The sequence below is a fragment of the Agrobacterium rubi TR3 = NBRC 13261 genome (assembly GCF_000739935.1).
GTDB lineage: Bacteria > Pseudomonadota > Alphaproteobacteria > Rhizobiales > Rhizobiaceae > Agrobacterium > Agrobacterium rubi.
The window spans coordinates 74,684-93,692 of sequence record NZ_BBJU01000004.1 but is presented as its reverse complement, the minus strand read 5'-3'; the positions used below and the strand labels follow the sequence as shown (position 1 = coordinate 93,692).

The window sequence follows — 19,009 nt, the reverse complement described above, 5'->3', positions numbered from 1 at the left end:
GGAATAGGCACTTTGGCAGTTGATACCGGAATAAAAGCAGAACACGGTTCTGGCCTTTCCATGCCGAATCACTACATTGGGCCGCATGAGCAACAGTTTCGACGATATGCCGTTCTTCGATGAAGAACCTTCCGAGCCACGCCGCCAGGCCGCAGTCCCTCCTGCTGCCGGTGGTCTGGGCATTGCTGCGCAGGCCATGGCAGCGCGCGATCAAGGCCGTGCCGCGCCCGATTATCTGGCGGGTCTCAACCCGGAACAGCGCGAAGCGGTCGAAACTCTGGAAGGACCCGTTCTGGTTCTGGCAGGTGCTGGCACCGGCAAGACGCGCGTTTTGACCACCCGCATCGCCCACATTCTGGCGACGGGCCGCGTCTACCCCAGCCAGATTCTCGCGGTAACCTTCACCAACAAGGCCGCGCGGGAAATGAAGGAACGCATCGGCGTCCTGGTCGGTGGCGCTGTCGAGGGCATGCCGTGGCTCGGCACCTTCCACTCCATCGGCGTCAAACTGCTGCGTCGCCATGCCGAACTGATGGGCTTGAAATCCGATTTCACCATTCTCGATACCGATGATGTGGTGCGGCTGCTCAAGCAGCTCATTCAGGCCGAAGGTCTCGATGACAAGCGCTGGCCCGCCAAGCAGTTTGCAGGCATGATCGATGGCTGGAAGAACAAGGGGCTGACACCGCCGGAAATTCCCGAAGGCGACAGTCGCGCTTTTGCCAATGGCAAGGGCCGTGAACTGTACGCTGCCTATCAGGCCCGTCTGAAAACGCTGAACGCGTGTGATTTCGGCGACCTTTTGCTGCACCCCATCACGATCTTCCGCAACCACCCGGATATTCTGAAAGAGTATCACCAGAAATTCCGCTACATTCTGGTGGACGAGTATCAGGACACGAACACCTGCCAATATATGTGGCTCAGGCTTTTGGCGCAGCGGCCCAAGGGCCAGCCGCAGAACGTCTGCTGCGTAGGTGACGACGACCAGTCGATCTATGGCTGGCGCGGTGCCGAAGTGGACAATATCCTGCGCTTCGACAAGGATTTCGTCGGTGCGAAGGTCATCAAGCTGGAGCGCAATTATCGCTCTACCGAACATATTCTGGGTGCTGCCGGTCATCTGATCGCCCACAATGAAGGCCGTCTCGGCAAGACACTGTTTACGGATCGCAGCGAACCGGACGACGAAAAAGTCGTGGTTCACGCCGCCTGGGATTCGGAAGAGGAAGCCCGTGCCGTTGGCGAGGAAATCGAACAGCTTCAACGCACCAAGCATCCGCTCAACAATATGGCCATCCTCGTGCGCGCCTCGTTCCAGATGCGCGAGTTCGAAGACCGCTTCGTCACGCTTGGCCTCAACTACCGCGTCATCGGCGGTCCGCGATTCTACGAGCGGCTCGAAATCCGGGATGCGCTGGCCTATTTCCGCCTCGTCTGCCAATCTGCCGACGATCTGGCGTTCGAGCGCATCATCAACACGCCAAAGCGCGGCTTGGGTGACACGACGGTGCGTAACCTGCATGATTACGCCCGCGCCCGCGATATCCCGATGCTGGCTGCCGCCGCCGACATCATCGAAACCGACGAATTGAAGCCGAAAGCACGCAAGGCACTGTTCGATGTCGTCCAGGATTTCCGCCGCTGGCAGAACCTGCTTGAAAACACCGAACACACGGTGCTGGCCGAACAAATTCTCGATGAAAGCGGCTACACCGCCATGTGGCAGGCGGATAAGACCGCCGAAGGTCCGGGCAGGCTTGAAAACCTGAAAGAACTCATCCGCTCCATGGAAGCGTACGAGAGCATGCGCAGCTTCCTTGAGCATGTCGCGCTTGTGATGGACACCGAAAAGAACGCGGAACTGGACGCCGTCTCGATCATGACGCTGCACTCTGCCAAGGGTCTGGAATTCGAAACCGTCTTCCTGCCCGGCTGGGAAGAAGGCCTCTTCCCGCACCAGCGTTCCCTCGACGAAGGCGGACGCTCAGGTCTGGAAGAAGAGCGCCGCTTGGCCTATGTCGGCATTACCCGCGCAAAACGCCGCTGCCACATCTGGTTCGTGTCCAACCGTCGCATTCATGGACTGTGGCAGGCCACCATCCCATCGCGCTTTCTGGAAGAACTGCCGCCCAACCATGTCGAGGTCTCGGCCTCGGAGAGCAGCTACGGTGGTTATGGCGGACGCGGCGGCTACGGCCAGTCCCGCTTCGATGCAGCGGACCCCTTTACCAACAATTACTCCACACCCGGCTGGAAGCGCGCGCAAGCCAACAAATCAGACGCCACCCGCGACAATTGGGGCAGCCGCTCCGGCCATTCCGTCGACAGGATCGGCTACGGCGAAAGCGGCCCGAAAAGCCGCACCATCGACGGAGAGTTGGTGGCAAAGTCCGTTGCCGACACGCCCTCGAAATTCTTCATCGGCGATCGGGTCTTCCACATGAAGTTCGGAAACGGCAACGTCGCCGCCATCGAAGGCAACAAACTGACGATCGACTTCGACCGCGCCGGGCAGAAACGGGTGCTGGATGGGTTTGTGGAGCGGGCGGAAAAGTCGGGCTGACGGAAATCGGGCCTGCCTGCTGACGCATTAAAGCCAACGCCTAGCATGTCTGCGTGGGCGCTGTATTTTTAAACAACCGGTCATTACTGCGCTATTGGTGTCTCGCCCGGCGTAAAGCCGATCAGGTAGACAGCAGCCACGATGATGGCCAGAATGAAAATCGAGATGACGAAAATTGTCATGCGGTTCAGGGGTTTGCGAGTCGTTTTCTTCATGGCGGGATAACAACCGAAGCCGGATTTGGTTCCGATAAAATGCTGCGGTGCGGAAAATCCGGGGTCATGCTTCAACGAAAATCATTTTCGCTTCAAACACATATCGACTACAGCTGAATCATATCCTCAGCATTCGGCGCATCATGACCAACAACACCCCCACCGGCCTCAACCCGCTCCACATCGTTGCGGCCTTCGCAAGCGGCTGCCTCTTGACCTTGATGGTGCATTTCAACGGCATGCTTGCCCATTACGGCAATGCGCTATTTTCATCCTGGACGGCACACGGCACCGGAACCGTCGCCGCCCTCCTCTATCTCGCTATTCTCTACAGAAAGCCCGTGGGAGAAAAGCCGAAGCGGCCGAAGGCGCCGGTCTGGGCCTATTGCGGTGGAGTCTTCGGGGCTGCCATCGTGATGCTGACATCGACTGCCGTCAATTCACCGCTGGCTTTGTCAGGCACCATTGCGCTTGGGCTTGGCGGTCAGGTGATCTTCAGTCTGCTGGCAGACCTTTGGGGGTTGTTCGGCCTGCCGAAACGCCGGCCTGATGTGACCGATCTCTGCGCGGTGGCACTCATTCTTGGCGGCAGCGCGCTCATCATTCTCGTGGGGAGATCGGCATGACGCTCTGGATTGCCATGGCCTTTGCGGGTGGCGTGTTCGTCTCGGTCAGCCGCCAGATCAACGGTCGCCTCAGCCTGTCGAATTCGCCACTGATCGCATCCTTCTGGAACCATATCGTCGGGTTTATAGTGCTGACATCGCTGGGGCTGCTGCTGGGCGGGCTGTGGCCGGAGGGTGTAGCCGATGCGCCGTGGTACGCCTTTATCGGCGGCCCCATCGGCGTCGTCTTCATTGCCTCGGGAAGCTGGCTCATTCCGCGCATCGGTGCGGTCAACACGGCCCTTCTGGTCATCAGCGGTCAGATGGTGTCCGGTGTGGTGCTCGATCTCTTCAGCGAGCAGCCACCGACATTATGGGCCAGTGCTGCAGGTATTCTGCTGATATTGTGTGGAATGGTGCTGACGCAGCGCAAGAGATAATCTGCGTTACGAATCCGTGCCGCGGTTGGCGAACATGCCAAACAGCGTCTTGCCATTGCCCTTCGTTGCGCCACCCGCCGTCATCGCAGGACGTCCGGCAAGCTTCGGCACCACAACGATACGCTTGACTTCGCCGCGCTTGAAGGCCGCCAGGAAGCGCGTGTAATCCTTGAACACAACGCAGCCGTTGGACTCGCCACGGCGGGCCAGCATGTAGGTATGAGCCAGAAGACCGTTACGGCCATGTGGATTGACGCCACTTTCCGGCGTCAGGCGAATGGCCTCAACACCGTGGAACAGCGACTCGCGCATCGTCAGCTTGTAGGTCGATGGAGGCGTGGCACCGCGCATTTTGACATGCACGAAATCCGGGTTGTCTCGCATCTTGCCGATGCCCGAATGGGCTTCCAACTTCTCGCCGCTTGGCAGATGAACAACGCCTGCGGAAATATCATAGATAGCCGTGCCATTGCCGCGATCTGGCCAGGGAACGGCATCCATCTTGGTTTCGCGCATCGGATTATCAGGCCGCGCGAAAGCTACCATATTGGTTGCCGGACGCTGCTGAACAGGTGCAGGCACGGGTGCAGGCGTCGGCGTAGCCGCCAATTGCTTCTCTACCAGAGATGGGGCAGCTGGACGCGGTGTCGGCTCGACATCTACTGCGCGCGCGATTTCCGGACGGAAGCTCGGCAGCGGAACGGTTTCCGGCAGCAGATCGATCTCGTTATCGGCTGTGGCCTGTGGTTTGCCAAGCGCGACTTCAAAGGCCGGGTGTTCCTTTGCCTGCGTTTCCAGCATGGCAAGTTCCGGATTGTCCGTTTCGCGACCCAGCGCCGAATCAACGATGGCAGATGGACGCAGAGCGGCCAGTGCCTGGACCGTCGCCTGCCCCTTGGCATTGATGGCGGCAGCTGCGCCGAAGCGGTCAGCAAACGCCTTGGCACCGATATGGTGCTCTGCCGCAAGACGGGTGCCTTTCAGGCTGCTCTGTCCATGGTCGGACAGGCGCGAAAATTTGCGGATATGAACGTTGCGCTCGGCTGCATCGGCCGAAGCCTGTCCCAGCCCGTCCAGATGCGCAACCAGCCTCGTGTCGAAGGGTTGCGTACCGTGCGAGGCTTGCGCCATGCCATGAAGCGAAGCAAATGCCGTGATGGCACACACGCTTGCAACCACTCCCCCGCTGATGAGAGCGGGAAGCCCACGCAGGCCTGAAGCCTGACGTTTCTTGCTGGGGGAAGCGCGGCCAACGCGCGTATCTTTATAAGCCACGACTGATGACGCCATGATACTCGTTACTCGAACCGTTTACGCAAAACCGGGACATTCCGGCGACAGTGTGTATGCCCAAAAAGCGACGCACGATGTGCGACGACTTTGGTGCAGACAGGTTCGAAGCATGACGAATTATGGTAACCAAAGTCTTTACAAGTCCCCTGAAAACGCAGTTCTTTGAAGCTTGCATGCTTTTCTCTTGGTCTCTACCGCCGATCGGCCACGCCAAAGAAGACGTGGACGCTTGGTTCAAGAGACTGACGAGACATTTCGATTTGGATATACGTGATTCCCCACCGACACTTGCTCCCCTAAATGTCGAGTTTGCCGAAAATTAGCTACAATTAAGGCGGCTTTGCGGCAGAGTTGACGCTACGTGACATCCGCGTGGATTTGCACTTGATAGCAGGCCTTCGGCTTGGCATCCTTCCGGTATCAAGTGGGAGAGAAAAAATGAAGGCGCTGCTGTTGATCGACATCCAGAACGGGTTCTGCCCGGGCGGACATCTTGCCGTAGCGGATGGAGACAAGATCGTCCCGATAGCCAATGCGCTGATCGAAAACGGCGGCTACGATCTCATCGTCGCCTCGCAGGATTGGCACCCGGCAAATCACGGCAGCTTTGCCTCCCAGCACCCCGGCAAACAACCCTTCGAGATGGGCGAATTGTCCGGCAAGCCCCAGGTTCTGTGGCCGGACCATTGCGTACAGGAAACCCCGGACGCCGAATTCCACCCGGACCTGAACACGGATGCCTTCGATTATGTCCAGCAAAAAGGTGAAAATCCTGCCGTGGATAGCTATTCCGCCTTTCGCGACAACGACCAGTTCGCCACGACAGGCCTTGCCGACTATCTGGAACGGCAAGGTGTGACGGTGCTGGATGTGTGTGGACTTGCAACGGACTATTGCGTCAGCTTCTCGGTCCTCGACGCGGTGGAAATGCTGCCGGACGTGAAGGTCCGCTTCATCGAGGACGCCAGCCGCGGCATTGATCCCGAAGGCATTCGAAAAGCCATTGCCGCGATGCGCGCCAAAGGCGTTGCCGTCGTCAACAGCAGCGATATTCTCAACGATTGAATTGCGATCCGCCCGGCTGTCCCGAGCGGATCGCGATCTCGACAGATACCGGTCGGACTGCTTACCTGCTGCCGATCAGGGCTCTTTGACCGATCGGATGCGTGATTGGCGTCATACGGCTGGCAAGCATTGAGCATATCCACAGCGTGACCAAGGCGACGAGAAGCCACGTTGCGACCGAGAACTGGTTGGCCATGACCGTTTCAAGACCGGTACCGTAAAACAGGTTCCAGAAGCCGAGATAGGCGATCATCGTCACGAAGAGCGCGCCACCGTAGCGGATCGGTATGCGAAGCGCGCGCTCCATCACAGGCCGATGCGACAGGCTGAGGATATCGCCGAGACGACCGTTACCCTTGGCAATCACAACCATCAGCGCGCAGATGATCGGGAAGTGCCCGACCAGATCAGTGCGACCGAAATCGAAGACGGCGGCGGTGAAGATGAAGAGCAGGACGAAGGCAGACAGGCGCGAAGAGACCTTTCCGCCCAGAACCAGCATCACAGCTGCTCCGAACTCCAGCCATCCGGCAAAGGCCAGAAACATCTCCGGCGTCATGCCCATGGTCAGATGTGGATACTCGTGCAGGAGGGGGATGGACCAGTTGGCAAACGCCCATTTCTCGATGGACGCCCACATCAGCGTCACCGCCATGGCACCGACGAGCATGTTGAGCCGCTGCGCCGCAAGCCACTGGGCGACAGGCTGGCTGGAATGGGCAGCACTGATCCCGATCAGATAGGCAGCGACTCCCATGAACAACGGATAGTCCATCAGATGATAGAGCCCATACTGTCCGGTGGCCGCGATCCACAGACCGAGAAGACCGATGCCCGTGACCCAGCTCGTGCGGGAAAACAGACAGAACCCGGCGAGACCAAGCTGCAACCACTGCACAGCGGGATTGTGCGCGACAAGTTCGGGCGTGAGCCAGATGGGCGATGGCAGCAACCAAAGCCATGACAACCAGACACCGACCACCAGCCGCATGATGGTATCGGCAGGAAGATCTATTCTGGAAATGACGGCGTGCAAAACGCTGGCAGGACGGGGAAACTCCGAAAGTCGGTCGATGGCAATGCATGCCCACACGGCGGGAATGCTGAGAAATAGCCCCAGGAGCCAGGGCCACATCTCCATGAAATGGCTGGGCGAGATGGGCGTATCAGCGATATTATAGGGCTGGAACCATTTGACATGAGCCTGCGCGATGGACGGCAAGGTCAGGGCGAGCGCAAACGATGTCAGACATAGGCTGGCTGGCCTGCATCGCAAGCCGAAAATACGGGAACGCAACATGTTTCACCTGCTAAAAAAAATGAACAAAAAATAAAAAGGTAAAAAATAAACGCCATAACGGCATGGGTATCTTGAAGTGTATTTTTTATTATTGCAACCAAAAAATGGAGCACTATCTCGGCCCGCCTAGCACCGTGGCACAGACCGCTCAAGCAGATCGATATCGGCGGCTGCATATTCCATGCGCTGAAGCACCGCCTCATGCGCGTCACGCAGACCCTTGTTGTAGAATACAGGCCCGATGACCTCGGCCAGATGGTCCACCAGCATATCGACCTGAAGCGCCCCGATATCGACATCCAGTTCATCGGTGAGAAAACTGCGCAGCGCTAAGACCACATCGGCCTTTTGCTGCTTTTCCAGCTTCAAATCTTTCATTGCAACCTCCTTGGGCTGCGGAAAACCTAATCGATACGTCAATGAAATCAATCCAACCTATTCCAGCAATTCGTTTGTCAGATGCGGTCAAGGACGCTAGGAGCAGGATCAAATTCGGAGCGTCTAACATATGTCAGATACGACCTTTCGGTCCGGCCTTAAACGCGGCCTACCCGTTGCCCTTGCCGTCTTGCCCTTTGGCGCCCTGTTTGGCGCAGTAGCCATTGATAATGGCCTGAGCATTTTCGAGGCGACCTTAATGAGCGGCCTTATTTACGCTGGCGCAAGCCAGCTTGTGGGTATCGAGCTGTTCAACCAAAACCTGCCCGCATGGCTGGTGGTGTTGTCGATCTTTGCCGTGAACTTTCGCCATGTCCTTTATTCGGCAGCGATGGTGCGCATCGTGCCGGAATGGTCGTTTGCGAAAAAAGCCGTCGGTTTCTTTTTCCTGGTCGATCCGCAATTTGCCGAATCTGTCAGGCTGAAAGAAACACAGGGAAGTGTCAGTTTCGCCTGCTATATCGGCTATGCCTTCGTCGTTTACGTCCTGTGGATGATCTCAACCGTTCTCGGCGCATCGCTCGGCAATCTGATCGGCGATCCGAAGGCCGCGGGTTTCGATGTGCTGCTGCCCGTCTATTTCATGGGCATGGTTTTAGGTTTTCGCACACGCGCCAACTTCTACCCCGTCATGTTGGCCAGTGCGGTGGGCGCCATCCTCGCCTTCCATTTCGTCGGCTCGCCATGGCATGTCAGCATCGGCGCGATGGCTGGCATCCTCGTTGCCGTCATCCTTCCGCCCGCTCGCAGCGATGATCAACCTGCGGTCTTGAACGAGGAGGTGGTGCGATGAACCCGTTCTTCGATCCGCAAACGCTGTTCATCATCTTTGCCGGTGCCGTCGCGACCTACATCACCCGTGTCGGCGGCTATGTGTTGATGACGCGCATGAAAACCATCCCTCCCCGCGTCGAGGCTGGCCTCAACGCCGTGCCGGTGGCGGTGCTGACGACCCTCGTCGCACCCGCCTTTTTCGAAGGCGGGTACGAGGTGAAGCTGGCGATGATTTTCGCGCTGGTGGTGGGCTTGCGCTTCCCCGGCCTGATCATGCTGGCATCAGGCTGGGCGCTTGTCGTGGCGATGCGGTATTTCTCTATCGCGTAAGCGGTTCGGTAGCGGCGGTCAGCCACTGCCGGACATCCGCATCCGCAATCAGCGGCGTCAGCTTTTCCCGAACCTGCGCATGGTAGGCGTTCAGCCAGTCCAGTTCCTCATCGGTCAACAGAGGCACGACGATAAGGCGCCGGTCAACGGGGCACCATGTCAGCGTTTCGAACGACAGCATCGGCAAATCACCGCCATCGATTATCTCCGCTTCCCGCACATAGACGAGGTTTTCGATGCGAATACCGAATGCGCCGGGGCGATAATAACCCGGCTCGTTCGACAGGATCATGCCGGGCAGAATTTCCTGCTGCGAGACGCGGGAAATGCGCTGCGGTCCCTCATGCACGGAAAGATAAGAGCCGACGCCGTGGCCTGTGCCATGCGCATAATCCGCACCCGCCTTCCACAGCGCGATACGCGCCAGCGGATCGAGATCACAGCCGCGCGTGCCGACCGGGAAGCGTGCAACGCTGATGGCGATGAAACCTTTCAGCACCAGCGTGAAGAAACGCTTCTGCTCGTCCGGCACAGTGCCGATGGCGACGGTGCGTGTGATATCCGTCGTGCCGTTGATATATTGCGCACCGGAATCGACCAGGAACATTTCGCCATCGTTCAATGTGCGGTCGCTATCGGTGGTGACGCGGTAATGCATGATGGCTGCGTTTTCGCCCGCGCCGGAAATCGTATCGAAAGAGATATCTTTCAGCGGGTTCTGCAACGTCTGCCCGACCCGCGCCCGTACGGCCTCGAGTGCCGTGACGGCTTTGATTTCGGTCATCGTGCCGGGCTTTTGTTCGTCCAGCCACGCCAGAAACTCCACCATGGCAGCGCCATCCTGCACGTGTGCTGCAGCCGAACCGGTGATTTCCGCTTCGTTTTTGCAGGCACGTGGCAGCTTGACCGGATCAACCGCTTCCACCACCTGCCCACCGGCTTCTGTGATGGAAAGCGTCAGCGCCACCGGCGTGACATCGACATCGGTCAGAATGCGTCCCGCCGCACTGGCAATCGCATGCAGACGCGCTGCAATCTCGCTTGGCGGCAACAGCGTCGCAAGCGGCGCGAGATAGGCCTTCACCTCCTCGCCGATCTTGCGTTCATCCACAAACAGATCGGCGCTGCCATCGGCATAGATGATGGCGCGCGCCAACGGATGCGGCGTGTGCGGCACGTCATTGCCGCGAATGTTGAATGTCCAGGCGATGGAAGACGGATCGGTCATGAGCACCGCATTGGCTTTGCGCGCTGACACGACTTCGCCAATGGTCGTGATCTTTAGCTGCGCAGGAATGCTCGTGACAGTGTCCGGCTGAATCGTGACCGGCTCCAGCGGTTCGGCCGGGCGATCTTCCCACAGCGGATCAAGCGGATTGCTCTCCAGAAGAACGACCGAACCGCCCTTGTCCGACAGCGCCTTTTCAAATCGCTTCAGTTCCGCCCCTGTGTGCAGCCATGGATCGATGCCGAGGCGAAAGCCGTCAGGCGCATTGTCGGACAACCACTTCGAAGGCGGCGCACCGACCAAGTCGCCACCCCTGAAGACAGCGGGATCAATCTGCGAAACAAGCTGCGTGGTATAGCGGCCATCAACAAAAACGATCGCTTCGAACCGCGTGACCAGCACGACGCCCGCCGAGCCTGTGAAGCCGGTAAGCCATGCCAACCGTTCCGCCGATGCAGGCACGTTTTCGCCCTGATACTCATCGGCGCGCGGCACGAGAAGACCGTCGATGCCGAGCGCGTCGAATGTCGCTCTGAGGGCTTCGACGCGGGCCTTGCCGAATTGCGGTGTGGATTTGTTTTCGAATGACTGGAACATGAGCTGCTTTCCGAATGCATGATTTCGGAGCGGACCTTATCGCGTCACACTTGCCAACGTCCAGATGAAAGGCGCGTGTTTCAATCCTTGCGCAGGTGGATCGTCACCCAGCCATTGCGCCACAGCGTGCGCACGTGGCTGAGGCGCATGCCGTTATAGGCAGCCAGAACCTTCCAGCGCTGCGATGCCAGAATACCCGACAAGATGACGGTGCCGCCGGGTGCCAGATGCGTGACAAGCTGCGGTGCCATCTTGATCAGAGGGCGGGCGAGAATATTGGCGATGATAAGGTCGAATGGCCCGTGCTTGCGGAAAGCATCCGAATGGAAACCAGGGGCTGTTTCTAGCGACATGCCGGAGACAATACCGTTCAGCCGCGCGTTTTCTTTTGCCACACGGATGGCGATCGGGTCTATATCCGTTGCCAGAACCGGCACCGGGCGCATCTTGGCGACAGCAATGGCCAGAACGCCACTGCCGGTGCCGAGATCGAGCGCATTGCGGATCGTGCGCGCCCGCAGCACCTGCTCTATCATCTCCAGGCAACCCGCCGTCGTGCCGTGGTGGCCCGTGCCGAAGGCCTGACCCGCCTCGATTTCGATGGCCAGATCGTTGATGCGAACCTTGTCACGGTCATGCGAGCCGTGGACGAGGAACCGCCCTGCCCGCACCGGTGTCAGGCCTTCCAGCGATTTGGCGATCCAGTCCACATCGGGAATGATCTCGCGCTCGATGGTGAGATGTGGAAACGCAGACGTCAGCGCGTCTGTTACGCGAGCGCGAACGTCGTCTTCATCATTGGCGTAGAGATAAACGGAGGTTTCCCAGATGTCGCGCTTCTCATCCACCTCGGTGTTGGCGATGGCGATGTCTTCTTCACCGAACACCTCCGACAGCAAATCCAGAACTTCGCCCGATTGAACTTCGGTGGTGGAGACATAAAGACGGATTTCGCTCACGGCTGAGACTTTCTATGCAGATGGTTCAACCGTCAGCCTTTGCCATAAAAGCAGGGATAGTCCAATGCACTTCGGGTGAGATTATAGCAGCGCTGTCAGCTCTTTGTCAGATTTTGCAGCTTTTGAACGGCAACATCCGTGTTCTCGCCATAGGCGATGGTGCCGGCAAAGCGGCCCTTTGCATCCAGAAGAATGACAGATGCGGTGTGATCCATGGTGTATTCGCCGTTCGGGTCCTTCTCATCCACCGGCACCTTCTTTGCGTAAATGCGGTAACCCTTCAGCGTCTCGGCAATCTTGTCAGGCGCACCAGTGACGCCAATGATGCGCTTGGAAACGTTCGAGACATATTGGTTGAGGATTTCAGGCGTATCTCGCTCAGGATCGACCGAGATGAAATAGGCCTGCATCTTGTCGCCTGCCGGATCGACCTTTTCCATCCAGCCATTCAGCTCGAACAGCGTCGTGGGGCAGACTTCCGGGCAATGGGTGAAGCCGAAGAACAGCGCGGTCGGCTTGCCCTGAAAAGCCTTTTCTGTGATCAGCTGGCCGTTCTGCGCAACCAGCTGGAAAGGCGTGCCGTAGACTTCCTCGACCATCTGGTCGCGGCTCTTGGTCAATTCGACCGTCAGCCAGCCCATGACGACCAGCAGCACGGCGACAGCGCCCCAAAGTGCAATACGGATATTTTTCATGCCATTCCCCGATCAGCCGTGAGCCAGCGTTGCGCCATCCTTCTAGCGCAAGCCGACGACCTTCGGCAATTCGTGAAAGGCCGGATTGCACCAGCCGCGCTGTTTTGTCTCAAACGGCAAAACTGCTCAAAAGCACCAGGCGACACCGCCCTGCACCGCCGCAAGAAAAATATCCGTGCCGTGCCGCATCCAGCCCTGAAAGGTGACAATAGCCAAAAGCGTGGCGCAGCCCGTGGCAACGGCAATACCAAGCATTTTCGTCTGACGCGTCACCAAATCTCTCATACCAACGATTATACGCTAAATCCGCATGCGCGAAACAGTCAATCTCTGGCTTATATTTGCATTTTCCGCGATATGTTAGGGAAAGTTTAAAGTGTTTTTGGAATGATGATCAAGAGCGGTCGCCCACGCGCACGACATGATGTCAACGGAACGTTTTCCGACGCCGCATTACCTTCCGAAATTGAAACGGCCAGCCAGAGAGCCGTGAGGACAAGTTCAGACCATGTCAAACGCCATCAAACAATCCGGCGCATATCTTGAAATCGTTTCCTTCCATCTCGGCGATCAGGAATTCTGCATAGACATCATGGCGATCCGCGAAATCCGCGGCTGGGCGCCGGTCACGCCGATGCCACACACACCGCCTTACGTTCTCGGCCTCATCAACCTTCGCGGTGCGGTTATTCCCGTCATCGACATGGCATGCCGTCTGGGCATGAAGATGACCGAACCATCCGAGCGCTCCGCCATCATCGTCACCGATATCGGCGGCAAGCTGGTCGGCCTTCTGGTCGAACAGGTCTCCGACATGATGACCATCAAATCCGAAGACCTTCAGCCTGCGCCAGAAATCATCCCCGAAGAGCAGCGCAACTTCTGCCGCGGCATCGTGGCCCTGGAAAAGAGCATGGTTTGCTTCCTCAACCTCGACACCGTCATCGCCGACGAGCTTTCGCGCGAAGCCGCTTGAGGCCAAATACAGTTCACAAATGCAAACGGCGAGCTTCACAGCTCGCCGTTTTTGCTTATGAGGCAGTCACCCCTACTCCGTCATACCGGGCCTGAACCGGTATCTAGCGACCGCGCGTCTGCGCTGTCAGAGGTATCTTTCGCGCCGCAGACGCGACGCTGCTGGATTCCGACTCAAGGCCGGAATGACGAAAGAGAACTCAAGGCTTACCCTTCGTCCACGTCACCGTCTGTCCATAAAGCGGCACCGTGGAAATCGCCATCTTGGCCGAACCATCCGTCAATTCGCGGGTGTGAACAAGGTAGATCAAGGTGTCGTTCGCCTTGTCATAGATGCGGTTGACGACCATTTTTTTCCACACCAGCGACATTCCTTGGCGAAACACTTCCTCGCCCTTGGTGCCGAGGTCGATATCGCCCACCTCGACCGGACCGGTCTGGCTGCAAGAAATCGCGTTGTTGGACGGGTCTTCGAACCAGTTGCCGTTTTTCAAACGGTCAATCACACCACGGTCGAAATAGGTGATGTGGCAGGTCACGCCCCTGACCTCAGGGTCCGCGACGGCCTCGACGACGATGTCGTTGCCGGTCCAGTCGACGCCAACCTTGCCGACCACCTGCGCAACTGCGGCAACCGGCAACAGGGCAAGGCCTGCAACTACGAGATAACGAAACGCTTTAGCCATAACCCAAACCCTCACATGAACTGCCATAGAGATAGGTCTGCGCGGGCGTACAACAAGACGTGATGTCAGCGTTTTCTCATGGTGCAGGGTGCATAGCCCGTTGCGTGAAGCCGCCCGGCCACCATGCCGATCTTTTCGGGGATGTGGTGGATGTGTTCGACGGCAAGTGCTTTGGCCGCCGCAATCGATGCCGCCGCGCAAACAACGGCATCTTCGGCAGCATTGTGGTGCACGAATCGCAATTGCAGATGATGGGCGATGATATTGAGCTTGTGCGATGGCAGCGACGGCCAGACGCGCTGGGACATCTTCACACTGCAAAAATAGGAAAGCTGCGGATAGCTCTGGCGATACTTGTCGAAACTCGCCCGCATGACGCTGAAATCGAAGGCCGCATTGTGGGCAATCATCGTCGAATCGCGGAGATCATCGATGAACTCGTCCATCACCTCGGGAAATTCCGGCGCATCTTCCACATCGCCGGGTCTGATGCCGTGGATCGCCACATTGAACGGCGAAAACCGCATATCCCTCGGGCGGATCAACCGCTCCTCCACCCGCACGATCCGACCATCCTCGATCCACGCCAATCCGACGGAGCAAGCGCTGCCACGCTCTTCATTGGCGGTTTCGAAATCGATGGCGATGGTCTTCAAGGGGTGATTCTCGTTTGCTCTTTGCACGGCATAAAGCAAACAAACGCGAAAATGAACCGCTCACAGGAATCGGGTGGTCACGCGCATGTGAGCGGATTACACAAAAGCCGCAATAAATTGGCGAGGAAACATCGAACGTGGCCGTGCATAAACAGATGAATGCGAGTGAATGGGCCCTGCTGGTTGCCTTGTCGATCCTGTGGGGCGGATCGTTCTTCTTCGTCGGCATCGCGGTGAAAGAACTCCCGCCCGTCACCATCGTGACATTGCGCGTCTCGATCGCAGCACTTGCCCTGCTCACCGTCTGCCGCATCATGGGCTATCGCATGCCCAAAGCGACTCAGGTGTTGCGCGCTTTCTTCGGCATGGGCCTGCTCAACAACATCATCCCCTTCTGCCTCATCGTCTGGGGCCAGACCCATATCGCCAGCGGCGTCGCCTCCATTCTCAACGCCACCACGCCGCTTTTCACCGTCATCGTCGCGCATCTGCTGACGAACGATGAAAAGCTGACCATCAACAAACTGGCAGGCATCATCATCGGTTTCGCCGGTGTCGCAACCATGATCGGCCCGGCGGCACTGACCGGCGAGAGTTCCAGCCTCTGGGGCCAACTCGCCATTCTCGGCGCGGCAATCTCATACGCCTTCGCAGGCATTTTCGGCCGTCGCTTCAAGGCCATGGGCGTACCACCGCTCGTCACCGCCACCGGCCAGATTTCCGCATCCTCCATCATGCTCATCCCGCTCGCCCTCATCATCGACCAGCCATGGACACTCGCCATCCCAAGCGGCGAAGTCTGCGCCGCCCTCCTCGGCATTGCCCTCCTCTCTACAGCCCTCGCCTACCTCATCTTCTTCCGCATCCTCTCCTCAGCCGGCGCTACGAACCTAGCCCTGGTCACCTTCCTCATCCCTGTCAGCGCCATTCTGCTGGGCTCTCTGGTCTTGGGAGAACAGTTGGAAGCGAAACATTTCATCGGCATGGCAATGATCGCCGGTGGGCTGGTGGCGATTGATGGGCGGGTGTTTCGCCGCAAGCTGGCTTAGCTATTTTCTAGGTGGTCGGAAAAGACTTCGCGAATGGTTCTGCGGGACCATTTGGCGAGGAGTGTTTCGTTGGAACGTTGTGCCGCAAGCGTGATCAACGCCTTCCATAACGCCCATCCACGTGCGCGCTGCCATGTTTGCGGATCGAGTGGAAGCAGATCGCGGAAGACGCGTCTGCTGTCTTTATCCAAAACGGTCCAGGCAAGGATGAGATCGGTGGAAGGATCGCCGACGGCAGAGCTGCCGAAATCGATGACCGCGACTAGGCGACCATTTTCCATCAGCAGATTGCCTTCGGCGATATCGCCGTGAACCCAGACCGGCGCGCCCTGCCACTCGCTGGCAACTGCTTTTGCCCAGATGTCACGGGCGACATCCGCATCGATTTCATCGGACAAGGCGATGATCGCGGCCTCGGTCTCGTCGCTGTAGACGTTCAACGACCCACCGCGATGGAAATTTTGAGACCCCGCAGCAGGGCCATTGGAGGCATCTACGGCTTGCAACGCCGTGAGGAAGCCAGCGACATCACGCGCAAGCAAATCGAGGTCCGTTTGGTGGAGCGTCAAGGCCAGAGGCGTACCGTCCAGCCAGCGATAAATGGACCAGTTCCAGGGAAAGCCCTGCCCGGGTTGCCCCAGCGCAAGCGGTTCAGGGATTGGCAGAGGAAGACGTGCAGCGAGATAGGGTAACCACCGCTGCTCTTTTTCCACCTGTGAGACATAGTGCATTGCGCTCGGTAAGCGAACGAGCATCGTTTCGCCCAGCCGGAAGCTACGATTGTCCCAGCCGCTATGCTCGACTGGCGTCACCGGCAAATGCGCCCATTGCGGAAACTGCTCTGTAACCAACGCAGCAACCGTCTCTGCCGAAACCTCTATGCGATCATCCATAACGTGCGTCCTCTTCGTCGCACACCATGTACGCACTGAGCGCGAAATGAATGTGACGGTCGCTACCCCGCAATCAGCGCCAGCCACTCGTCCTCATCCATCGTCTGCACGCCGAGTTCCCGCGCCTTGTCCAGCTTGGAGCCCGCACCCGGCCCGGCCACCACGTAGTCTGTCTTCTTGGACACGGAACCGGCCACCTTGGCACCGAGGCTTTCGGCACGGGCTTTGGCCTCGTCGCGGGTGAATTTTTCGAGCGCACCGGTGAAGACCACCGTCTTGCCTGCCACGGGGCTGCCGTCCGTCATCGGCTGTTCGGCTTCCTTCGGGCGCAGTTCCTTCATCAGCCTGTCGATGACGTCGAGGTTACGTGGCTCCTTGTAGAACTCCACGATGGCCCGGGCCACGACTTCGCCAATGCCGTCAATGCTGTTGAGCTCGTTCCAGGCATCGCCGGTCAGGTCGGCGGCGGCCTTCATCGCTTCTTCGAAATGCTGATAGGTGCCATAGCTGCGCGCCAGCAGTTTCGCCGTCGTTTCGCCCACATGGCGAATGCCGAGAGCGAAGATCAGCCGATGCAGGTCAATCTCACGGCGCGCATCAATGGCGTCGAAAAGCTTTTTGACGCTGGTCTTGCCGAAGCCGTCTATGTTCTCAAGCTTTGTGAGATGCGAGTCCTCCTGCCGCTTTTTGAGCGTAAAAATGTCAGGTGCGGTTTTCACCGAAAGGGCCGGATCTTCGCTTTCGAAGAAGAAGTCGATCTGTTTCGTGCCGAGGCCTTCGATATCGAAAGCGTTGCGCGAAACGAAATGCTTGAGATGCTCCATAGCCTGCGCACGGCACACGAAACCACCGGTGCAGCGGGTCACCGAATCCAGCTTGCCAGTTTTCTCATTGCGCTCACGCACGGCATGACTGCCGCAGACAGGGCATTTCTTAGGGAACTCATACGGCACTGAATCCGCCGCCCGCTTTTCCAGAAGCACATCCAGCACCTGCGGAATGACATCCCCCGCCCGCTGCACGATAACCGTATCACCCACCCGGATATCGTGATCCTCGGGGCGAATGCGCTCGCCATTATTGCCAATGCCTTCGATGTAATCGGCATTGTGCAGCGTGGCGTTGGTGACGACGACACCGCCGACCGTGATCGGCGTCAGCCGCGCAACCGGCGTCAAGGCACCGGTGCGGCCCACCTGTATCTCGATCTTTTCGACAGTCGTGAACGCCTGCTCTGCCGGAAATTTATGCGCGGTCGCCCAGCGCGGGCTGCGGGATCGGAAGCCGAGGCGTTCCTGCAAATCCAGCCGGTCGACCTTGTAGACGACGCCGTCGATATCGTAATCGAGATCAGGTCTAGCAATCCCGATTTCCTGATAATGTTCAATCAGTTGCTGGGCGGAGGTGAATCGCTTCATGAAGGGATTGACGGGAAAGCCCCATTCCCTGAATTTTTCCACGATGCCAAATTGCGTATCGGCAATGCGTGTCGGCTGACCGTTATCGGATACCTCACCCAAGGCATAGGCGAAGAAGCGCAACTTACGCCGCGCGGTCACAGTCGCATCCAGCTGCCGCAGCGAGCCGGAGGCCGTGTTGCGCGGGTTGACATAGGTCTGCTTGCCCTCGGCTTCCATCTGTGCGTTCAGCGCCAGAAAGTCGCTCTTGGCCATATAGACCTCACCGCGCACCTCCACCACGTCTGGCACGCCCTTGGGCAGGCTGTTGGGAATTTCCTTGATGGTCAGGATGTTGGCGGTCACGTTCTCGCCCGTCGTGCCGTCGCCGCGGGTCGCCGCTGTTGCCAGACGGCCACCCTCATAGCGGATGGACATGGAGAGGCCGTCGATCTTCGGCTCGGCGGTAAAGGCAATCGAATCATCCGGCAGGTTGCCGAGGAAGCGATAGACCGAAGCCACGAAATCCTGCACGTCTTCATCGGAAAACGCGTTGCCGAGCGATAGCATCGGGCGCGCATGGACGATGGGCGCGAAGGTGGGCAGAGGTGCAAAGCCGACCTTCTTCGATGGACTGTCCGCCCTCACAAGATCGGGGAACGCCGCTTCGATGGCGTCGTTGCGGCGCTTCAGCGCATCATATTCGGCATCCGATATTTCAGGCGCGTCATTGCCGTGGTACAGCGCATCGTGCCGCGCAAGCTCCGCTGCCAGAAAGGCAAGCTCGGCAGACGCCTCAAGCTCGGACAGTTTTTCGACGGGTGTCTGGTCTTGGGACATCGGGCTCG

The 19,009-nt window shown here is 58.3% G+C and carries 20 protein-coding genes; 9 read left to right on the top strand and 11 right to left on the bottom strand.

The annotated features are described in order from the left end of the window. Positions 1-85: 85 nt before the first annotated feature. On the top strand, positions 86-2,566 hold the full coding sequence (locus RRU01S_RS03460) for an ATP-dependent helicase (RefSeq protein ID WP_045228864.1): 2,481 nt from the start codon (positions 86-88) through the stop codon (positions 2,564-2,566). Positions 2,567-2,649: 83 nt separating this feature from the next. On the opposite strand, the gene RRU01S_RS26675 is transcribed toward RRU01S_RS03460, so the two are convergent. Next, on the bottom strand, positions 2,650-2,781 hold the full coding sequence (locus tag RRU01S_RS26675) for a hypothetical protein (protein ID WP_268753555.1): 132 nt from the start codon (positions 2,779-2,781) through the stop codon (positions 2,650-2,652). A gap of 143 nt (positions 2,782-2,924) precedes the next feature. Between RRU01S_RS26675 and RRU01S_RS03450 the strand changes: the two genes are divergently transcribed. Further along, positions 2,925-3,407, top strand: a complete 483-nt coding sequence (locus tag RRU01S_RS03450) for a DMT family transporter (protein WP_045228862.1) — start codon at positions 2,925-2,927, stop codon at positions 3,405-3,407. Then, the gene (locus RRU01S_RS03445; protein ID WP_045228861.1) at positions 3,404-3,826 is read left to right on the top strand and encodes a DMT family transporter; all 423 of its coding nucleotides are present in this window, start codon (positions 3,404-3,406) and stop codon (positions 3,824-3,826) included. Before RRU01S_RS03450 ends, RRU01S_RS03445 begins: the two co-directional genes overlap by 4 nt. A 6-nt stretch (positions 3,827-3,832) precedes the next feature. Here RRU01S_RS03445 and RRU01S_RS03440 read toward each other — a convergent pair whose 3' ends face one another. Then, positions 3,833-5,116 (bottom strand): DUF2778 domain-containing protein, encoded by a 1,284-nt coding sequence (locus RRU01S_RS03440; RefSeq protein WP_045228860.1) that lies wholly within the window; start codon positions 5,114-5,116, stop codon positions 3,833-3,835. 441 nt (positions 5,117-5,557) lie between these two features. Between RRU01S_RS03440 and pncA the strand changes: the two genes are divergently transcribed. Continuing rightward, positions 5,558-6,184, top strand: coding sequence for a bifunctional nicotinamidase/pyrazinamidase (gene pncA / locus RRU01S_RS03430; RefSeq protein WP_045228858.1), 627 nt, complete (start codon positions 5,558-5,560; stop codon positions 6,182-6,184). Positions 6,185-6,245: 61 nt separating this feature from the next. Here pncA and RRU01S_RS24955 read toward each other — a convergent pair whose 3' ends face one another. Together RRU01S_RS24955 and RRU01S_RS03420 are read right to left on the bottom strand one after the other, a co-directional pair. Further along, entirely contained in the window at positions 6,246-7,484 is a 1,239-nt protein-coding gene (locus RRU01S_RS24955) for a hypothetical protein (protein ID WP_052815932.1), read from the bottom strand. A 126-nt stretch (positions 7,485-7,610) separates the two neighbouring features. Next, entirely contained in the window at positions 7,611-7,862 is a 252-nt protein-coding gene (locus RRU01S_RS03420; RefSeq protein ID WP_045228857.1) for a DUF2164 domain-containing protein, read from the bottom strand. A gap of 130 nt (positions 7,863-7,992) precedes the next feature. Here RRU01S_RS03420 and RRU01S_RS03415 point away from each other — a divergent pair, with 130 nt between their 5' ends. Both RRU01S_RS03415 and RRU01S_RS03410 read left to right on the top strand, forming a co-directional pair. Beyond that, positions 7,993-8,715, top strand: a complete 723-nt coding sequence (locus RRU01S_RS03415; RefSeq protein WP_045228856.1) for an AzlC family ABC transporter permease — start codon at positions 7,993-7,995, stop codon at positions 8,713-8,715. Then, positions 8,712-9,026, top strand: a complete 315-nt coding sequence (locus RRU01S_RS03410; RefSeq protein ID WP_045228855.1) for an AzlD family protein — start codon at positions 8,712-8,714, stop codon at positions 9,024-9,026. Before RRU01S_RS03415 ends, RRU01S_RS03410 begins: the two co-directional genes overlap by 4 nt. Here the strand turns inward: RRU01S_RS03410 and RRU01S_RS03405 are convergent. The 3 genes from RRU01S_RS03405 to RRU01S_RS03395 form a co-directional block, all read right to left on the bottom strand. Continuing rightward, entirely contained in the window at positions 9,016-10,851 is a 1,836-nt protein-coding gene (locus tag RRU01S_RS03405; RefSeq protein WP_045228854.1) for an aminopeptidase P family protein, read from the bottom strand. The genes RRU01S_RS03410 and RRU01S_RS03405 overlap by 11 nt on opposite strands. An 80-nt stretch (positions 10,852-10,931) precedes the next feature. After that, entirely contained in the window at positions 10,932-11,810 is an 879-nt protein-coding gene (locus RRU01S_RS03400; RefSeq protein ID WP_045228853.1) for a 50S ribosomal protein L11 methyltransferase, read from the bottom strand. 95 nt (positions 11,811-11,905) lie between these two features. Next, positions 11,906-12,505, bottom strand: coding sequence for an SCO family protein (locus RRU01S_RS03395; protein ID WP_045228852.1), 600 nt, complete (start codon positions 12,503-12,505; stop codon positions 11,906-11,908). 18 nt (positions 12,506-12,523) lie between these two features. Here RRU01S_RS03395 and RRU01S_RS26035 point away from each other — a divergent pair, with 18 nt between their 5' ends. Together RRU01S_RS26035 and RRU01S_RS03390 are read left to right on the top strand one after the other, a co-directional pair. Next, entirely contained in the window at positions 12,524-12,880 is a 357-nt protein-coding gene (locus RRU01S_RS26035; protein WP_131367754.1) for a hypothetical protein, read from the top strand. Between the two features lie 133 nt (positions 12,881-13,013). Further along, positions 13,014-13,481, top strand: coding sequence for a chemotaxis protein CheW (locus RRU01S_RS03390; RefSeq protein WP_045228851.1), 468 nt, complete (start codon positions 13,014-13,016; stop codon positions 13,479-13,481). Positions 13,482-13,680: 199 nt separating this feature from the next. Here RRU01S_RS03390 and RRU01S_RS03385 read toward each other — a convergent pair whose 3' ends face one another. Together RRU01S_RS03385 and RRU01S_RS03380 are read right to left on the bottom strand one after the other, a co-directional pair. Beyond that, positions 13,681-14,166 (bottom strand): CreA family protein, encoded by a 486-nt coding sequence (locus RRU01S_RS03385; RefSeq protein ID WP_045228850.1) that lies wholly within the window; start codon positions 14,164-14,166, stop codon positions 13,681-13,683. 65 nt (positions 14,167-14,231) lie between these two features. Beyond that, on the bottom strand, positions 14,232-14,822 hold the full coding sequence (locus RRU01S_RS03380; RefSeq protein WP_045228952.1) for a 3'-5' exonuclease: 591 nt from the start codon (positions 14,820-14,822) through the stop codon (positions 14,232-14,234). A gap of 155 nt (positions 14,823-14,977) precedes the next feature. Between RRU01S_RS03380 and RRU01S_RS03375 the strand changes: the two genes are divergently transcribed. After that, complete coding sequence (locus RRU01S_RS03375; RefSeq protein WP_081879981.1) at positions 14,978-15,871, top strand: DMT family transporter; 894 nt, start codon at positions 14,978-14,980, stop codon at positions 15,869-15,871. Here the strand turns inward: RRU01S_RS03375 and RRU01S_RS03370 are convergent. Beyond that, positions 15,868-16,764, bottom strand: a complete 897-nt coding sequence (locus tag RRU01S_RS03370; RefSeq protein WP_045228848.1) for an aminoglycoside phosphotransferase family protein — start codon at positions 16,762-16,764, stop codon at positions 15,868-15,870. The genes RRU01S_RS03375 and RRU01S_RS03370 overlap by 4 nt on opposite strands. A gap of 62 nt (positions 16,765-16,826) precedes the next feature. After that, positions 16,827-19,001, bottom strand: a complete 2,175-nt coding sequence (gene ligA, locus RRU01S_RS03365) for an NAD-dependent DNA ligase LigA (protein WP_045228847.1) — start codon at positions 18,999-19,001, stop codon at positions 16,827-16,829. Positions 19,002-19,009: the final 8 nt, after the last annotated feature.